The sequence below is a fragment of the Actinoalloteichus sp. GBA129-24 genome, assembly GCF_001941645.1.
Taxonomy (GTDB): domain Bacteria; phylum Actinomycetota; class Actinomycetes; order Mycobacteriales; family Pseudonocardiaceae; genus Actinoalloteichus_A; species Actinoalloteichus_A fjordicus.
The window spans coordinates 123,369-140,383 of sequence record NZ_CP016077.1; the positions used below are offsets into that span (position 1 = coordinate 123,369).

At 71.6% G+C, this 17,015-nt stretch carries 15 protein-coding genes; 10 read left to right on the forward strand and 5 right to left on the reverse strand.

The window, feature by feature from the left end:
• The 3 genes from cydB to UA75_RS00560 all read left to right on the forward strand — a co-directional run bounded on the left by cydB (position 1) and on the right by UA75_RS00560 (position 6,174).
• Positions 1–1,008, forward strand: coding sequence for a cytochrome d ubiquinol oxidase subunit II (cydB, locus tag UA75_RS00550; protein WP_075737931.1), 1,008 nt, complete (start codon positions 1–3; stop codon positions 1,006–1,008).
• Positions 1,005–4,838: a thiol reductant ABC exporter subunit CydC gene (cydC, locus tag UA75_RS35015; protein WP_157433919.1), complete on the forward strand. Its 3,834-nt coding sequence runs from the start codon at positions 1,005–1,007 to the stop codon at positions 4,836–4,838. Before cydB ends, cydC begins: the two co-directional genes overlap by 4 nt.
• A gap of 175 nt (positions 4,839–5,013) precedes the next feature.
• Positions 5,014–6,174 (forward strand): GAF domain-containing sensor histidine kinase, encoded by a 1,161-nt coding sequence (locus UA75_RS00560; RefSeq protein ID WP_075737935.1) that lies wholly within the window; start codon positions 5,014–5,016, stop codon positions 6,172–6,174.
• A gap of 94 nt (positions 6,175–6,268) precedes the next feature.
• On the opposite strand, the gene UA75_RS00565 is transcribed toward UA75_RS00560, so the two are convergent.
• On the reverse strand, positions 6,269–6,901 hold the full coding sequence (locus UA75_RS00565; RefSeq protein WP_075737937.1) for a response regulator: 633 nt from the start codon (positions 6,899–6,901) through the stop codon (positions 6,269–6,271).
• Between the two features lie 134 nt (positions 6,902–7,035).
• Between UA75_RS00565 and UA75_RS00570 the strand changes: the two genes are divergently transcribed.
• Entirely contained in the window at positions 7,036–7,572 is a 537-nt protein-coding gene (locus tag UA75_RS00570) for an Hsp20/alpha crystallin family protein (RefSeq protein WP_075737939.1), read from the forward strand.
• Positions 7,573–8,256: 684 nt separating this feature from the next.
• Here the strand turns inward: UA75_RS00570 and UA75_RS00575 are convergent.
• Complete coding sequence (locus UA75_RS00575; protein WP_232237581.1) at positions 8,257–8,835, reverse strand: macro domain-containing protein; 579 nt, start codon at positions 8,833–8,835, stop codon at positions 8,257–8,259.
• A 203-nt stretch (positions 8,836–9,038) separates the two neighbouring features.
• Between UA75_RS00575 and pheA the strand changes: the two genes are divergently transcribed.
• Both pheA and UA75_RS00585 read left to right on the forward strand, forming a co-directional pair.
• Complete coding sequence (pheA, locus tag UA75_RS00580; protein ID WP_075737943.1) at positions 9,039–10,040, forward strand: prephenate dehydratase; 1,002 nt, start codon at positions 9,039–9,041, stop codon at positions 10,038–10,040.
• A gap of 5 nt (positions 10,041–10,045) precedes the next feature.
• Positions 10,046–10,663, forward strand: a complete 618-nt coding sequence (locus UA75_RS00585; RefSeq protein ID WP_075743253.1) for a histidine phosphatase family protein — start codon at positions 10,046–10,048, stop codon at positions 10,661–10,663.
• Positions 10,664–10,940: 277 nt separating this feature from the next.
• On the opposite strand, the gene UA75_RS00590 is transcribed toward UA75_RS00585, so the two are convergent.
• Both UA75_RS00590 and UA75_RS00595 read right to left on the reverse strand, forming a co-directional pair.
• Entirely contained in the window at positions 10,941–11,291 is a 351-nt protein-coding gene (locus UA75_RS00590) for a metallopeptidase family protein (RefSeq protein ID WP_075737945.1), read from the reverse strand.
• Entirely contained in the window at positions 11,281–12,534 is a 1,254-nt protein-coding gene (locus tag UA75_RS00595) for a septum formation family protein (RefSeq protein WP_075737947.1), read from the reverse strand. Before UA75_RS00595 ends, UA75_RS00590 begins: the two co-directional genes overlap by 11 nt.
• A gap of 262 nt (positions 12,535–12,796) precedes the next feature.
• On the opposite strand from UA75_RS00595, the gene UA75_RS00600 reads away from it, so the two are divergent.
• The 3 genes from UA75_RS00600 (at position 12,797) to UA75_RS00610 (ending at position 15,353) form a co-directional block, all read left to right on the forward strand.
• Positions 12,797–13,432 (forward strand): hypothetical protein, encoded by a 636-nt coding sequence (locus tag UA75_RS00600; RefSeq protein ID WP_318533281.1) that lies wholly within the window; start codon positions 12,797–12,799, stop codon positions 13,430–13,432.
• 4 nt (positions 13,433–13,436) lie between these two features.
• Positions 13,437–14,600 carry a glutathionylspermidine synthase family protein gene (locus UA75_RS00605; protein WP_075737949.1) on the forward strand — a complete coding sequence of 388 codons (1,164 nt, stop codon included), beginning with the start codon at positions 13,437–13,439 and terminating at the stop codon, positions 14,598–14,600.
• Between the two features lie 282 nt (positions 14,601–14,882).
• Entirely contained in the window at positions 14,883–15,353 is a 471-nt protein-coding gene (locus UA75_RS00610; protein ID WP_075737951.1) for a DUF350 domain-containing protein, read from the forward strand.
• Positions 15,354–15,450: 97 nt separating this feature from the next.
• Here UA75_RS00610 and UA75_RS00615 read toward each other — a convergent pair whose 3' ends face one another.
• Positions 15,451–16,137: an endonuclease gene (locus tag UA75_RS00615; protein WP_232237582.1), complete on the reverse strand. Its 687-nt coding sequence runs from the start codon at positions 16,135–16,137 to the stop codon at positions 15,451–15,453.
• 303 nt (positions 16,138–16,440) lie between these two features.
• On the opposite strand from UA75_RS00615, the gene UA75_RS00620 reads away from it, so the two are divergent.
• Positions 16,441–17,010 carry a helix-turn-helix domain-containing protein gene (locus UA75_RS00620; RefSeq protein ID WP_075737953.1) on the forward strand — a complete coding sequence of 190 codons (570 nt, stop codon included), beginning with the start codon at positions 16,441–16,443 and terminating at the stop codon, positions 17,008–17,010.
• The last annotated feature ends 5 nt before the right edge of the window (positions 17,011–17,015 follow it).

Genomic DNA, 17,015 nt, shown 5'->3' on the forward strand with positions numbered 1-17,015 from the left:
ATGGATCTGCCCACCGTCTGGTTCTTCCTCATCGCGACGCTGTGGCTCGGCTACTTCTTCCTCGAGGGATTCGACTTCGGCGTCGGGATGCTGCTGGGCATCGGAACCAGGGACGAGAAGGAACGTCGGGTCCTCATCAACACCATCGGTCCGGTCTGGGACGGCAACGAGGTCTGGGTGATCGTCGCCGTCGGGGCGACCTTCGCCGCCTTCCCCGACTGGTACGCCGCGCTGCTGTCCGGGGCCTATCTGCCGGTGTTGTTCGTCCTGCTGAGCCTGATCGGTCGGGGTGTCGCCTTCGAGTACCGAGGCAAGGTGGACAGCGTCCGATGGCGGCGCAACTGGGATCGGATCATCCAGATCGGGTCCTGGGTGCCGCCGCTCGGTTGGGGATTCATCATCACCGCGACGGTCACCGGGCTGCCGATCGACGTCAACGGCGATCTCCGCGGCGGACCGATCGACCTGGTACGCATCGAGACGCTGCTGGGCGCCCTCGCGCTCGCCGGGTTCAGCCTGCTGCACGGCGCGGTGTTCCTCGGATTGAAGACCGACGGCGACATCCGATGGCGGATGCAGCGGTTCGCCCGTCGCTACGGTGCCCTGCTCCTGCTGCCCGGTGCAGCTCTGCTCGCGATCGTCCAGATCCGGCATGGCTCGGCCTGGACGGCCGTGGTCGCCGGGGTGGCGGTCCTCGCCTCGGTCGGTGCCCTGCTTCTGTTGCCGAGGGGAAGAACCGGTCAGGCCTTCACCTTGTTGGGAGTGATGCTCGCCGCAGTGGTGGTGGTTCTGTTCGGATCGCTGTATCCCAATGTCATGCCGTCCACGATCGACTCGATGTTCACCCTGACGGTTGCCGAAGCAGCCTCCAGCCCCTACACACTTAGCGTGATTACTTGGGTCGCCGCATTCGGGACGCCTGCGGTGCTGATCTACCAGGGCTGGACCTACTGGGTGTTCCGACGTCGGATCAGCACCGCGCACATCCCCACGGTGCGCGTGCCGTGAGGGCGTCGACCACGGGCGTGGCGGCCGTGTCGTCGGGGGACGCGGCCGCTCAGTCCACCCGAGGAGCACGGGCGAAGGCACGGGCGGGCGGGCGCGGGCCGGTGGCAGGGCTGGCGCTGCTGCCGAGTTCGACGCGGCGGGCGCTGCTGCTCACCGGCCTGCTCGCGGTGGGCAACGCGGTCGCGCTCGTCGTGCAGGCGGTGGCGATGGCCGAGGCACTCGGAGCCGTGGTCACCTCGGGTGCTCCGGCGGCCGAGCTCACCGGCACGCTGTGGGTGTTGGGCGTCGCCATCCTGGTCAGGGCCGGCTTGAGCTGGGCGACCGAGTCCGTCGCCGCCCGTGCCGCAGGCGCGGCACGGCGTGAGCTGCGAGGTGCGCTGCTCGACGCGGCGCTCCGGATCGGGCCGGAGTGGATTCACGGCGGCGGGTCGAACTCCGAAACGACCGGGTCCGACGCGACGGCGGCAGGCGGCAGGCCCGGGTCGACGGTGCGGGGCGGCGCCGCGCATCTCGCCTCGATCGCGACCACCGGTCTGGACGCGCTGGACGCCTACTTCATCCGGCTGCTGCCTGCGCTCGTCACGGCGGCGGTGGTGCCGCCGCTGGTCGGCGGTTGGATTCTGCTCACCGACCCGCCCTCCGCGGTGCTAATTTTGCTGACCGTCCCGCTGATCCCGCTCTTCGCGGTTCTGATCGGCCGTTTCACCGAGGCGCGGTCGGCCAGGACGGCCGACGCCGCCTCGCGGCTGTCCGACCGGCTGCGGGAACTGGTCAAGGCGCTGCCGCTGCTCACGGCGTTCCGCCGGGCGGAGGCCCAGGCTGCGGTCGTGGAGCGCGTCGACGAGGAGCACCGGCTGGCGGGAATGGCGACCCTGCGCGTCGCGTTCCTCTCGGCGTTGGCGCTGGAGTTGATCGCGTCCATGTCGGTCGCACTGGTGGCCGTCAACATCGGACTCCGGGTGGTGGCGGGCGACGTCGAGCTGACGACCGCGCTGGTCGTGCTCATCCTGGTGGCCGAGTGCTACCTGCCGCTGCGGGCGGCCGGGGCGGCGCATCATGCCGCCGAGGACGGCGTGGAGGCCGTCCGCCGCGTCCACGACGTGCTCGACCTCGCCGACTCGCTCGCGCCGGAGCCGAGACCCGGTACGCCCGCCCCGGCCGGGGCGGATGCGGTGTCCGCCGCCGCGACCCGACCGACGGGTGGCGCTTCCGTGACCAGACCCGCAGCCGGACCCTCGGCGGGGATCACGGCCGACATCGACGTCGCGACCACGTCGGCTTCGACGGCCCACGCGGGGGAGCCCGTCGTCGCAGGTTCGGGGCTCGCCGCTGACGGCTCACGGAGTGTCGCCGCGGAGGGGACGGGTGTGCTCGCCGCGGAGGAGCGGGATGCGCTCGCCGCGGAGGAGCGGGATGCGCTCGCCGCTGAAAAGTCTGGGCGGCTCGCCGCCGAACTCGCCAGGCACGGCCTTCGAGTCGCAGGTCTCCGGGTGCGCAGACGGGATCGAGACGCGCCCGACGGACTGAGCTTCCATGCCGAACCGGGCAAGATCCTGCGGCTGGATGGGCAGAACGGCATCGGACCCAGCGGCAGCGGAAAGTCGACCACCTTCGCCGTGCTGCTCGGGCTGCTGCCCGCCGACTCCGGTGAGGTGTGGATCGGCGACGTCGAGGTGTCGGGCTGCGACATTCGGGAATGGCGACGCACCGTGGCCTGGGTTCCGCAGCGGCCCCGGTTCACCGAGCCGACCGTCGCCGAGGAACTGGCCCTGGCGACGGTCGACCAACCGGGCGGACCGCCGAGTCAGCGAGAGCTGATCGTGGCCGCCCGAGCAGCCGCCGCGGGCCACCTGCTTGGCCGATCCACCACGGCCCTCTCGCTGGGGGAACGGCAGCGGGTGGCGGCGGCTCGCGCGTTCCTGCGGATGGCCCGAGGTGCGCGGCTGCTGTTGCTCGACGAGCCCACTTCGCACCTGGACGCCGCCACTGCGGGCACGGTGGCCGCGAGCATCCACCGGTTCGCCGCCGAGGGCGCAGTGGTGGTGCTGGCGAACCATCGGCCGACCGACGCCGGCACCGCCGTCGAGGCGACGCGCCCGGTGGCCGCGGCCGCCGCACCTCGGCCCGCGCAGCCGGGCAGGCTCTGGGACCTGCTGGACCGTCGGTGGGCGGCGGCCGTGGGGCTGGGCGCCCTCTCCGTTCTCGCCGGAGTGGCGCTCACCGGCGCCGCCGCCTGGCTGATCGCCACCGCCGCCGACCATCCGCCGGTCCTCACCCTCACCGTCGCTGCGGTCCTGGTCCGCACCTTCGCCCTGTCGAAGGCGATGCTGCGGTATCTGGAGCGGCTGTTCACGCACGATGCGGCGTTCCGGCTGGCGGGAAGACTGCGGGTCTCGCTGTGGCGATCGTTGGTGCACTCGGGCCCCGCGCAGGTGAATCACCGGGGCAACGCCGAGGCGCTGCGCACCCTCGTCACGGACGTGGACGTCGTGCGCGATCTGGTGCCCCGCGTGCTGCTGCCACCGTTGGTCGCCGGGGTCGTCGGCGTCGCCGTGGTGATCGCGCAGTGGTCGCTGCTGCCTGCGGCGGGCGCGGCCATGGCCGTCGGTCTGCTGATCGCCTCGGTCGGCGGCGGGTGGGCCGCGGCGGCGGTGCAGCGGCGTGGCATCGCGGTGCCCGCCGTCCTGCGCAGGCGGGTGGCCGACGGAGTGCTCGGACTTCTCGACGGCGCGGCCGACCTGATCGCGATGGGCGCCGATCGGCACCGCCGCGATGCGCTGGACCGTGCTGATCGAGAACTGACCAGGGTGAGCAGGCGGGAGGCCGTCGGCGTCGGCGCGGCGGCCGCCGTGGTGGGGACGGCGACGGGTGCCGCCCTGCTGGTGTGCCTCGTGGCGGCCGCCGACGCGGTCGCGGCGGGTGCGCTGAGCGGACCGTGGGCCGCCGTGGTGGTGCTGGTCGCCCTGGCCGCAGGCGAACTCGTCGCGACCGTGCCCGCTGCCTGGCAGCAGGCCGACGTGCTGCGCAGTGCGCAGGGCCGACTCCTCCCTGCCGAGAGCCTCGATGTGACCAGGCCGCGCGGGGACACCGCACTGCGACCGACCTCGGACACGGCCGAGGTGCGACTGGTCGAGGTCGACGCCCGGTGGCCGGGTGCGGCCGAGCCTGCGCTGCGCGGCGTGACGACGGAGCTGCCGCCGGGCTCCAGGGTCGCGGTGCTCGGCCCGTCCGGTGCGGGGAAGTCGACGCTGCTCGCGCTGCTGCTCGGCTTCCTTCCTGCGGAGCAGGGCATGATCAACCGTCCCGCCAGGGTCGCCTGGTGCCCGCAGGACGCCTCGCTGGTCTCCACCAGCATCCGAGAGAACCTCCGGCTGGCGGACCCGACCGCGGACGACGAGCGACTGCGGGCCGCCCTGCGATCGGCGGGACTGGCCGACTTCGTCGACCGGCTGGACACCGTCGTCGGCGGGGACGGAATCGCGTTGTCCGGTGGCGAGGCGGGCAGGCTGTCCTTCGCCAGGACGCTGCTCGCGGCGCGGGAGGCCGACCTGGTGCTGCTGGACGAGCCGACGGCATCGCTCGACGCCGAGGCCGCTGCGCGCATCCGTACCGCGATCCGTTCCGAACTGGCCGAGCACACCGTCGTGCACGTGACCCACCATGTCGAGGAGGCCGAGGACGCCGATCTCGTCCTGGAGGTGCGCGACGGCACGGTGCGTGCCTATCCCGAGCTGAGCGCACTCGCGTTGTCCAGCCAGCCGCTCTCGATGGAGATCGGCCTGCACAGCGGCCCGGTGGTGGTCCCGGTGCAGCAGCCGAGGGCGGACTAGTCGAATGCGACTGTCGAGCCGGGCGCGAGGAGCTGCCAGGGAGTCCACCGGGGCCACCGCCGCTGCTGGATTGGGGGCGGCCCCGCCGTCGGGCGACGACGCGGCAGCCGCCCGCCCCGTCGCTGCTCGGGCGGCCTGCGGGGATCGCAGGCGGGCTCCTATCCTGAGCACGACCATGGACTCGTCTCTCGCGGGCCGCACGCTCGCCGCCGCGACCGGGATCACCACCGCCGCGCTGGCCGGTGACGATCCGGACCTCGTGCTGCCGCTGGTCGTCGAGCAGGCCGCCGCGCTCACCGGCGCCGACCTCGGTCTGGCGATGGTGCGTTCGTCGGACGGGACGCTGACGGTCGAGGCAGCGCACGGTGGTGTCGACGGCGGCACCCTCGAGGGTTCCTCGTCGGTGGGCGACCCCGTCGGCGCGGTGCTGTCGGCGCGGTCGACGGCGGCCAGGGTGGCGCGTGGCGGCGTCCCGGTGGTGGTCGACGAGCTGACGTCCGACCCGAGGACCGCGCCGTTCGTGCCGAAGGCGCTGCGCGGATACGGACCCTTCGCGGTGGCACCCTTCGGCACCAGGGAACGGCGGCTCGGCGCGCTGGCCGTATACCGCAGACGCGGAGCGGCAGGCTTCTCCGCCGAGTCGGTGGAGGTCCTCACTGCGTTCGCCGCCCAGGCGGGGCTGGCTTTGGTCCTGGCGGAGGGGACCACTGCCCGACGCCGGGTGGCGGTGTACCAGGAGCGCGAACGCATCGCGCGGGACCTGCACGACGTGATCGTGCAGCGGCTCTACGCGGCGGGCATGCAGCTGGACCTGCTGGGCAGGGGCCTGGCCGGGCGGTTGGAGTCGGGTGAGGCGCAGCGACTCGCGGAGACCGTGGACCAGCTGGACACCACCATCGGGGAGATCCGGGCCACGGTGCGCGCACTGCGTTCGGCGGACCCGGCCGAGTCCGCCCCCAGCGGCCTCGCCGACTCGGCGCGGGCGGAGGCGGCGACGGCGGGAGAGCTGCTGGGCGTCGCCCCGACCCTGGAACTGACCGGCCCGGTGGACGACGTCCCGAACACGGTGGCCGACCACGCCAGGGCGGCCCTGCGAGAGGCGTTGTCCAACGTCGTGCGGCACTCCGGAGCGGGGCGCGTGGTCATCCGGCTGCGGCGAGACGAGCACGGGCTGCGCGTGCAGGTGGTCGATGACGGCTGCGGCATCCCGCCCGGTGTCACCCGGCGAGGCCTGCGGCATCTGGAGGAGCGGGCCGCGTCGGCAGGCGGGCGCTGCACGGTGGTCTCCTCTCCCCGATCGGGAACGGATGTGACCTGGACGGTTCCGCTGCCGTGACGGCCAGCGGGCGCGACGACGACTCGGTCCGGGTCGACGATGTCCGCCGTGCCGCTGGAGAGCGGCCGAGCCGATGCGCAGGCGGCGGGAGGATTCAGCGTGCCTGTCGGCGAGCCAGCCAGGCGGCGGCCTGCGTCCGCCGTTCCATGCCCAGCTTCGCCAGCACCGCCGTCACGTAGTTCTTCACCGTCTTCTCGGCCAGGAACAGGCGCAGGCCGATCTGACGGTTCGTCAGCCCCTCGCCGATCAGTTCCAGGACGCGACGCTCCTGCTCGGTCAGGACGGCGAGTTCGTCGATCGGCGCCGGTCGACGGAGTCGGTCGAGCACTCGGGCGGTGGTGACCGGATCGAGCAGGGATCGGCCCGCCGCGACCTCGCGGATCGCCGTCACGAGATCCTGGCCCCGGACCTGCTTGAGGAGATAACCCGCCGCTCCGGCCTGGATCGCCTCGACGAGCAGGTCTTCGTCGTCGAACGCGGTCAGCACCAGGCAGGCGGGCGGGTGCCGGCTCGCGCGCAGCTGCCTGCAGAGGGCTGAACCGTCCCCGTCCGGCAGGCGCATGTCGACCAGGGCCACCTCGGGCCGGGCCGCCGATGCCACCACGAGCGCCTCGCCGACGCTGCCCGCCTCGGCGACGACCTCGATGTCGGACTCGGCGGAGAGCAGGTCCCGCAGTCCGCGCCGAACCACCTCGTGGTCGTCGACGAGCAGCACGCGGATGGACACCTGTCCACCGTACGGAGTGGCGATCGGGCTCCGACATCAGCTCGAAGAATTTCGCGGAGTCGGGAACACCGGGCAAAGTTGAGTCGTTGAGGCTCATGTAAAGCGAGTGCAGCAGTGCGAGAAGGGATGAGTCCATGGCCATCATCACGCGAAGGTCCGGCTGGGAGACGTTCGGCGGCCGGGGCCGCGAACTCGACGCGACGTTCGATGCGCTGGTCGGCAGGGCGTTCGGCGCCGCGCAGACCCGCCGCGCCGACTACTTCACGCCAGCCGCCGACGTCAGCCGCGACGGCACCGACGTCCTCATCACTCTGGAACTGCCCGGTGTGGACATCGATTCCGACGTGGCGGTGGAGGTCTCCGCGGGCAGGCTCCTGATCAGCGGGAGCAGGCGTGCGGCGCGCGAGACCGACAAGGGCGACCGCATCGCCAAGGAGATCCGCGTCGGGGCCTTCCGGCGGGAGTTCACGATCCCGGAGCACGTGACCCCCGATCAGGTTGAGGCCTCCTACGACCGCGGCCTGCTTCAGGTCCGGGTCAGCCGCATCGTCCGGCCGGAGCCGACCACCACCAGGGTGACGGTCCGACAGGGCGCGACGGTCGAGGCGCCCGCCGACGGCGAGCAGTCCTCGGGCCAGGACGGAGCGGCCGTCGTGCCGAGCGGCGACTGAGGTGCGGTGGCTGCACTCGCGGCGGAGTCGGCGCGCAGCGCCGACTCCGCCCTGGGCGGCCGCATCCGCCGGCCCTCCGGGGTCGCCGGCCCTCCGCATCCGCCGGCCCTCCGGGGTGCTCCCGACGACGGCGTCGAGCTTCCGGGCCCGGAAGCTCGACGCCTGCTCGGCCGCCGTGCCAGGTCAGGGCCGGTGAGAAGCAGGCCCGGCAACGGCGGGCCGGAGTCTGGGGTGACAGCCGAGTCCCGCCTGAGCGGCGGGTGCGCTGCTGACGGCCGGGTCTGCGATCCCGGTCGGGTCTCCGGTCGCGTTCTGAGAGCCGGGCAGGACTGGACTGGTCGGCAGGAACACGGCAGGGCCGACGACCGGACTCGGAGCAGCAGGCGCGGACGTCGCCCCGGTCGCGCGTGATCGGTCGGCGCGAGGCTCAGCCTCAGATCGGCCGTACCCGGCTGAGCGGCGTCTCCCCGGAGGTCCCGCCGGACGCAGCACGACGGCCCGGCAGCTGTGCTCTGAACGCCTGCGGCCCTGGTCGTGAACCGGCTTGAGCGGGACTGTTAGAGCGGCACCTGCACCACGGAGAGACGGCCCGGCGCAGTCAGCGCCCGCCGTCCTGTCCGACAGAGCAGTCCTGTCCGACAGGGCAGTCGCTCTGCGCAGGTCTACCGATCACGGAGCCCGTGCTCAGCGTCGTAGGGCGAAGACCTCGTCCCAGGCCGCCGCCACCTGACGCGCGCAGGTCGCCGGGTCCACTCCGCCGATCCCGGTGCCCAGTCCAGGCATGGCGATCGTGCGGACGGCCCGTCGGACGGGGATGCCCTGTTCCAGCGCGCCCTCCGCCCACAGCCGCAGGATCGCCCGTGCGGCGAGATAGGGATGCACCGTGTCGGCGGCGAGCTGCTCGCCGGGCTCTCGCATCGTGGGTGCGCTCACCAGCCATCGAGGCGATCCCGCGCCGGTCGGCACGAGCAGTGCCTCGCCGACAGGGAGTTCACCGCCGTGATAGGCGAGCACGGCGCTGCGTACGTTCTCCTCGGCCATCGGGAACGTTCGCGCGTACAGCGCGTCGATACCGCCCCGCATCCAGCCGTAGGAGTTGGCCGGACTGACCACGGCGTCGGCTCCGACGTCCAGCACGGAGCCCACGTGCACGGAGATCCCCGGCCTCGTGGCGGCGATCTCGTGCCAGGCGTCGGCGAGCCCTGACTCGACCGCGCACAGGACGAGGTGCAGGGCCTGTTGATCTACCGAAGTGGTGCCCACCGAACCGACGGTCACCCTGCAAGCATTACAGGACACCACCGTCTCACGTAACCTGGGCGCCCGACCGGATCAGAGTGATCTAGGTCCTGTCACCGTGGGTGCCGATTCCCTGGCAGTGCGTCAGGGCGTATCCCCCGATCGGGCAGAGCGGGTCGCCGTGGTGCAGGGCATCCAGCGTCGAACCCTGCCCGTAGGGTGGCCTGGTGCGGCGCATCCTCTACCTCGGCCCCGAGGGCACCTTCACCGAACAGGCAGCCAGGACACTCGTGAGCCGGGTCTACCCGGACTCCACCTTCGGTGCCGATCCGACCGCCCTCTCCGGCCAGGCCCGGTCCGACGTCGACCTGATCCTGGAACCGGCCGTCACGGTGCGGGCTGCCATGGTCGAGGTGTCCGCAGGGCGGGCGGAGGCGGTCGTCGCGCCCGTGGAGAACTCCGTCGAGGGCTCCGTGCCCGCCACTCTCGACGCACTCGTCGCCGCCGATCCGATCGTCGCGGTCGCCGAGACGGTGCTGCCCGTCCGGTTCAGTGTCCTGGCCGCCCCGGGAATGACGGCGGAGCAGGTCCGCACGGTGGCGACGCATCCGCATGCCGCCGCCCAGGTCCGGGAATGGCTCGCCCGTGAGCTGCCGGACGCCGTCGTCGTGTCCACCACCTCGACCGCTGCCGCCGCCGTCGAGGTGCTCGCAGGCCGCGCCGACGCGGCCGTGACCGCGCCGCTGGCGGCCGAGCGATACGCGCTCGACGTGCTGGCCGCCGACGTGGCCGATGTTCGGGACGCGGTCACCAGCTTCCGCCTGCTCCGACTGCCCGGCAGGATGCCCGAGCCCACCGGCGTCGATCGGACCTCGCTGGTGGTCACCGTCGACGACCGGATCGGCACCCTCGCCGATCTGCTCACCGAACTGGCCACCAGGGGCGTGAACCTCACCAGGATCGAGTCCCGGCCGACAAGGAGCAGACTCGGGAGCTATCGCTTCTTCCTGGATCTCGACGGCCATCTCGCCGAGCGGCGGGTCGCCGACGCGGTCGCCGCGCTGCGTCGTCGTAGTCAGGAGGTCAGGTTTCTCGGATCATTCCCGCGAGCGCTTCCTTCGGGATGCGCGGTCGCCGCCGTGATCTCGCCGCCGGAGTCGGTCTCCGATGCGGCCTTCGCCGACGCGGCGGCCTGGGTTCAGTCGCTACAAGAGAGGAGTCGGGCATGAGCGGCCTGCGATTGATGCTGGTCAGGCATGGGGAGACTGAGTCGAATGTCCGACTCGCCCTCGACACCGTCCCGCCAGGACCGCCGCTCACCGACGAGGGCTTCCGACAGGCGGAGCGACTCGGCGAGGACCTGGCCGTCGAACCGGTGACCGCCGTCTACGCCAGCCGGGCGTTGCGCGCCCAGCTCACCGCCGCTCCGGTGGCCGCCCGACATGATCTCGACGTCGAGGTGCTGGACGGCGTGCACGAGGTGTTCGTCGGCGACCTCGAAGGCGCCTCCGATCTCGCCTCGCTGGCCCGCTTCGCCGAGGTGTACGCCCAGTGGCAGGAGGGCGACCTCGGACGGGCGTTCCCCGGCGGGGAGAGCGGCAGGCAGGTCGTCGACCGGTTCCTGTCGGTGATCGACAAGCTCAAGACCCTGCATCGGACCGGGACGGTGGTCCTGGTCAGCCATGGGGCTGCGCTGCGGCTGGTCGGCGGCTGCCTCGCCGAGAACGTGACCGGTTCGCTGGCGAATGCCACGCATCTGCCCAACACCGGACGCATCGTCATGAGCGAGGACGACGCCGCGACGTCGGGATGGCGTTGCCTGGAGTGGACCGGCCACGAGATCTCGGTCTGAGCGTCGGAACACCAGTCTCGACCCGCGCGCCCGGCCTCGGTCTCGCGGCGGGGGTCTCTCGGCGGGTGCGAAGAGCAGCAGGCGACGGGGGTGCGAGTCGCGGGACGGTGAGCTGACGACGGCGCGCCTGCCTGCACCACCGGTTCGGCAGGCGGCCGCAGGGCGCGCCCTCGGCGCGCTCGACCCGCTGCGATCGACCCCGGCAGCAGGTCCTTCGCCGGGACGTCCCCGCGTCGCTGACGACCCCGGCCCAGAGTCCCCACCGGGCGGCGGCGGCTCAGCCCCAGCCGAGTTCGTGCAGCCGCTCGTCGTCGATCCCGAAGTGGTGGGCGACCTCGTGGACGACGGTCACGGCGATCTCGTCCACCACCTCCGCCTCATCGGCGCACATCGCCAGCAGCGGTTCCCGGTAGACGGTGATCCGATCGGGCAGCACGCCGCCGTAGGTCGAGTCCCGTTCGGTGAGGGCGATCCCCTCGTAGAGTCCGAGCAGGCTCGGCTCCTCCGGGTTGTGGTCCTCCACCAGCACGACCACGTTGTTCATCGCCCGGGCGAACTCGACCGGGATCAGGTCGAGCGCATCGGACACGAGTTCGTCGAACCGGCTCCGCGACATCTCAACCGCCATCGCCGGTGCCTCCCTCGGCGCCGGTGTCCTCGCCGCCCTCGCCGCCCTCGGGATCGGTCTCGTCGGGTTCCTCGTCGGTGTCGTCACCGTTCTCGTCCGACTCGGGCGCCCCGGACTCGTCCGGGTTGCCGTGCATGGGCGGCCCGGTCGGATTGGGCAGTGGCGCGCCCGGCGTGACGGTGTTCTCCTCCGGGGCGGCCTCCTCGTCGCTGACCTCGAACTCGCCCCGCACGCTGCCGGTGATCGGCGCTATCCCGCTCTCATCGGGCAGCACCGCCGCCACGTAGCACTTCACGTGTCGGGTCCCTGCCTCCCAGCTCTCCAAGGGGAGCAGGTCCCAGGCGTAGATGAGCCCCTGTTCACTCACCGGCCCGCCCGCGTAGTCGGTGGAGGCCTGCCTGCACAGCGGTTGCAGATACTCGTCCTGTTGGGCGTCGGAGGGGTGCACGTCGAAGCCCTCGGAGAGGTCGTAGACCTCGATGATCTCCTGAGAGTGCGGCTCGGCGCAGTCGACCGGGTCGGTGACGGCGCCGCCGTTGATCCCGAGGCACACTCCCGGCTCGTGCACGTTGGCCTGGTCCAGGGTCGCGACCTCGCCGACGATCGGATAGAGCCCGCCGGAGGTCGCGGGCCACTGGAGCCCGCAGTGCATCGTCCGGTCGCCCTCCTCCCAGCTCTCGGCGCTCGGCGTGAACGCGTTGACCCGGAACCGGCCGTAAGGGTCGAGCAGTCCGTCGAGGTAGTCGGCTGCCTGCGGCAGGCAGTGGGTGTCCTTGAGCGCCAGCCAGATGTCGGTGTCCGGGAACGGCGCGTCCTCGCCGTAGGGCTCCGGCTCGTCGGCGGAGTCGGACGGATCGGTGCCGGGCTCGCCGTCCTCGACACCGCCCGCACCTGCACCGCCGCCCTCGGGCTCCGTGCCGTCAGCGCCCTCGTCGTCCGCAGCGTCCTCGGCAGGGAGCGTGGCGAGGTCGATGGAGCCCGAGACCTCGAAGAGATGTGGCTCCGCGCAGGTCACGGGGCGGATGTCAGAGGCATCGGACTCGGCCCAGGTCAGGCACTCACCCGGCTCGGTCTCGAAGAGCAGCGCCGCCTGCTGTGGTTGTTGAGGACCCGCTCCGGGCCGGCCGCCGCCACCGCCCGGCCCGCCGCCCGACCGATCGCCGGGGAGCAGGGAGAGCGCTGACGCCGTCAGGACGATCAGCGCGCCTGCGGCGGCGCCGATCATCACGAGTCGCGTGTTCATCGCGCCGGGTCTGGGCCGCGATGATTCGGGAGTCTCGGTTGCATCGGACATCGTGTCCATCATGCCTGGCGGCTGTCCGTCGTACGGTAGGTGGCGGAGGAGGACGCGACACCGCTTCTTGCTCCATTCGGGTGAAACATGTTTCCTGTAATCAGGAGTTGACGTCTCAAGTGCCTGTAAGCGGTCCTCGGACGTGGTGAACGGACACGGGACCGAGCGGCTCTCAAGGGTCAGCTGTGTCTGGATTTCGGGGGAGTGACTGATGACCAACGGCGACGAGAACAGAGTCGACGGCCCACAGGAACCGGCCGACGCTGCTGCGGGCGGACCACCGAAGCCCCGGCCTCGGATGTCGGGCGGCGGGCCGGGGCGAGGGCGGATCCGGCACCAGGAGGCAGGCACCACCACGCCTCGCGAGCCCACGCTGGCCGAGAAGCGGGCCCGCCTCGCCGCGGAGCGCAGGCAGCGGGAGGCGGAGGAGCAGGAGTTCCAGGAGTCCGAACGCAAACGGAAGCTCCGCAAGCGGGTGATGATCGGCGGCGGCGTGACCCTCGGCGTCGTGGCCCTCATCGCCGTCGCCTATGCCTCGCGTCCCCAACCGGTGACGGCGTACTGCGTGGACGAGAACGGCGTGGAGGCCGAGGACGAGCGGGTCTGCGACCCGGCGTACGCCCAGCAGCAGGGCGGCACGGTCGGCCCGAGCGGCATCATCTTCCTGCCCGGTTTCGGCGGCGGGGGAAATCAGTACCACTACAACTACGGCGGGACCCCTGGGGCCGGGGGGACGGTGAGCGGGGGGACTACGGTTCGTCCTGACAATGCCGAGATCCGGAGCAAGTCCGGGTCCACGATCCAGCGCGGCGGCTTCGGCACGGGCCGCGGCAGCGGGGGGAGCTGACACGGTGCACCGCGAGACCTCGACGCCACGGCCGGACTGGCGGGAGCGAACGGCCGAGCAGGGCCTCGTCTTCGGCACTCCTTCACGCGGGCCCGGCGGCGCCCCCCGGCCCTACTGGGACGAGTCGGTGCACTACGTCTTCAGCCTGGACGAGGTCCTGTCGATGGAGGCCGACGTCGAGCTGCTGCACTCCATGTGTCTCGAGGCGGTGGACAACGCGGTGATGACCGACCGGTACCGGGACTTCGGCATCTCCGAGGAGGCCTGGCCCGCCGTGGTCGAGTCGTGGCGGCGCCGCGATCCGCATCTGTACGGCCGGTTCGATCTGCGTTACGACGGCAGCGGTCCCGCGAAGATGCTCGAGTACAACGCGGACACGCCCACCTCGCTGCTCGAGGCGGCGGTGCTTCAGTGGCACTGGCTGACCGACACCCGCGAGGGTGACGATCAGTGGAACTCGATCCACGAGAAGCTGGTCGAGCGCTGGGGCGAGATCGCCGACATGCTGCCGTCCAACGAGGTCCACTTCAGCTGGTCCTCCGGGGACACCAGCGGCGAGGACCACGTCACCGCGGCCTACCTGCAGGAGACGGCCGCCGAGGCGGGACTGAACACCATCGGGCTGGCCATCGAGGACCTCGGCTGGGACACGCTGCTCGAACGCTTCGTGGATCTGGAGGAGGCGCCGATCTCCACCATCTGCAAGCTCTACCCGTGGGAGTGGGTGGTGGACGACGTGTTCGGCAAGCACGCGATCACGTCGCTGCCGGAGACGCTGTGGGTCGAGCCGCTGTGGAAGATGCTGCTGTCGAACAAGGCGCTGCTCGCCGTGCTCTGGGAGATGTATCCCGGCCACCCCAACCTGCTGCCCGCGTTCCTCGACGAGCCGGGTTTCCTCACCGAGTACGTCCGCAAGCCTCGACTCGGCAGGGAGGGCGCGAACATCAAGATCGTCGCGCCGGGGATCGAGCAGGAGACCGGCGGGGTGTACGGCGAGGAGGGCTTCGTCTACCAGCTCTTCGCGCCGCTGCCCGAGTTCGACGGGATGCGGCCCGCGTTAGGCGCCTGGGTCGTCGGCGATCAGGCGGCCGGGCTCGGCATTCGCGAGACGGTGGGCCTGGTGACCGATGACGGGGCGTCGTTCGTTCCACACCGCATTCCCGGCTGAGCCGGCTGCGGACACGGCATGACGGACTGGGCCTGGGATCTTCGGCATCCCCGGCCGAGCCGGATCTCGATGATGATGCGACGATCGTCATCGCGGTGCGACAAATCAGGCGAACGGCTGCTCGCGGATGTCCGCCTCGGTGCGCCGTTCGACCCATGATCATCATACCTGGTGATGATCTTTCGCCGTCTCCCGGCGAACCGCTTGCAGACGAAGACACTCGATGATGACGAACCATCGGCCGGGACGAACCACCTGGCTGGTTCGAGGAGGTAGAACCCGGTGGCCACCACCAACGTCGCCCAGACGAGCCTTGCGTTGCAAGAAGGCTTCCTCGGTTTCCTCGGCGCGGGCGTCGGCGCCATCGCCCTCTACGCCATCCTCGGCCTGCTGCTGATGCTGGTCGGCTTCTACGCGATCGACCTGACCACCCCCGGCAAGCTGAGCGAGCTGGTCAGGGCGGGCAAGCCCAACGCGGTCGTGCTCACCGCCGCCGGACTGTTCAGCATGGCCTTCATCGTGGTCGTCGCGATCTTCAACGCGTCCGGCGGATTGCTGGAGGGCCTGCTGGCCGCGCTGGTCTTCGGCCTCGTCGGCATCGTGGCGCAGGTGCTCGCGGTCCGGGTTCTGGAATGGGTGGCAGGCATCCAGATCGGACAGCTCATCCACGCCGACGCGCTGACCCCCGCCAGCTTCGTCGTCGGTGCCGCACACCTCGGACTGGGCCTCGTGGTCGCGGTCGCGGTCGCCTGAGCCTCCCGCGCGGGTGCGTCGGGACTCGGGCGCTCCGGGACTCGGCGGTCAGGGCGGACGCGGACCTCGCTCGGCGGGTTGTGCGAGACGGCGCCGGTCAGGCCGGCTCGGTCACCCGCGCGACGAGGTCGCGCTCGAGGGTGGCTCGTACCAGGGCGGCGGCGAGCCTGGCGTAGTCGTCGGGCTCGACCAGCCTGGCGAGGCGGTCGGGATCGGTGGGCAGCCCCAGTCGTTCGGCGCCCGCCTGTGCCTTGCCGTCGAAGTACGGACGGAGTTCCGGCCACACGGCCTGTGCCTCGCGGCAGAAGACGTCGGCGCCGACCGGGCCGAGCCGAGGGAACTCGCGGATCAGCTCGGGCATCCTGGCCGGATCGCGTGCTGCGGCATCCCGCAGTCGACGCAGGTCGTCGTGGTATCGCTCCCGCATCAGCTCGGCGCCCCGATGCAGCGCGGTGGCGGTGCTCTCGTCATAGCGCACGTATCGAGCCCGCCCCAACGCGTGGATCAACTCTCGCCTGCTCGACTCGCGCACGGCCCGTGGCGTGCCCATCCCGCTGTCGGCGATCTCGCGGGCGGCGGCCACGGCGGTGTTCGCCCGGATCGGCACCGACACCAGCTCGGCCAGCATGAGCAGTCGATAGAGCGCGGCAGGCTTGTCCGCGACTCGGATGCCCGCCTCCTCCGCATAGGTACGGCCCGCCTCGGTCAGCAGTCGGTCGACGAGCTCGCGGTCCCCTGCGGCGGCCTGGCCGGAGCCGTGGCCCGCCTGCTTCTTCTTCGCCATGCCTACCTCCTTCGAGTCTCGCCTCTGGGGCTACCCGCCACACTCTTGGGCGACACCCGTGCAGGTCAGGCCGCCTGGTGGCGGTCGCGCGGAGCTGCTTCGGCCGGGCGGCCTCCTGGTGCTCGGGTGCCGGGAGCCGGGCCCGCCGAGCCGTGACCTCGGTAGGCGGGCGAGGCGGAGCGGGGGATGCCTGACGGGGCATCGGACGACAGGCAGGCGCCGCCCACCCGGTCGGCGGCGGGCCATCGGGCGGGGCCGGTCGGCGGCGGGCCGATCGGCGGTTGCTGACGTAGCCTGCAAGGCATGTCCGTCGACGTGTCGGAACAGGCGCTGGCCGGTCTCGGTGCGCGGGTGCGCGGGCTGCGGACGCGTCGAGGCCTGAGCCGATCACAGCTCGCCGCACGCAGCGGCCTGAGCGAGCCGCACCTGTCGCGGCTGGAGAACGGGGAGCGGCTGCCCTCCCTGCACATGCTGGCCAGGCTGGCCGCCGGACTGGACGTTTCGCTGGCCGAACTGCTCACCGATCAGCCGCCGGGGCCTGCTGCGGTCGTCATGCGGGGCGACAGCGTGCCGACGGTCTCCGCAGGCGGACTGTCGACGCAGGTGCTCACCCCGAGATCGGTCGTTCCGGGGATGTACGCCACTCGCTACCAGCTCGAACCCTCCGCCGAGACGACTGATCTCCTCATCCACGACGGCAACGACTGGATCTACGTGCTCAGTGGAGCACTGCTCATCGACTTCGGGACGGATTCGATCAGTCTCGCGCCGGGGGACAGCGTCAGCTTCAGCTCGCGGGTGCCGCATCGGCTGCGCGCCGAGAACGGCAGGCCAGTGGACTTCCTGGCCATCGGCCATACGCTCACCAGCTGACGCCT

Bases quoted from the DNA above. Each gene is read 5' to 3' on its own strand.
- cydB (WP_075737931.1), top strand. From the start codon at position 1: ATGGATCTGCCCACCGTCTGGTTCTTCCTCATCGCGACGCTGTGGCTC.
- UA75_RS00560 (WP_075737935.1), top strand. From the start codon at position 5,014: ATGGACTCGTCTCTCGCGGGCCGCACGCTCGCCGCCGCGACCGGGATC.
- UA75_RS00570 (WP_075737939.1), top strand. From the start codon at position 7,036: ATGGCCATCATCACGCGAAGGTCCGGCTGGGAGACGTTCGGCGGCCGG.
- UA75_RS00590 (WP_075737945.1), bottom strand. From the start codon at position 11,291: ATGGCGGTTGAGATGTCGCGGAGCCGGTTCGACGAACTCGTGTCCGAT.
- UA75_RS00595 (WP_075737947.1), bottom strand. From the start codon at position 12,534: ATGAACACGCGACTCGTGATGATCGGCGCCGCCGCAGGCGCGCTGATC.
- UA75_RS00600 (WP_318533281.1), top strand. From the start codon at position 12,797: ATGACCAACGGCGACGAGAACAGAGTCGACGGCCCACAGGAACCGGCC.
- UA75_RS00615 (WP_232237582.1), bottom strand. From the start codon at position 16,137: ATGGCGAAGAAGAAGCAGGCGGGCCACGGCTCCGGCCAGGCCGCCGCA.
- UA75_RS00620 (WP_075737953.1), top strand. From the start codon at position 16,441: ATGTCCGTCGACGTGTCGGAACAGGCGCTGGCCGGTCTCGGTGCGCGG.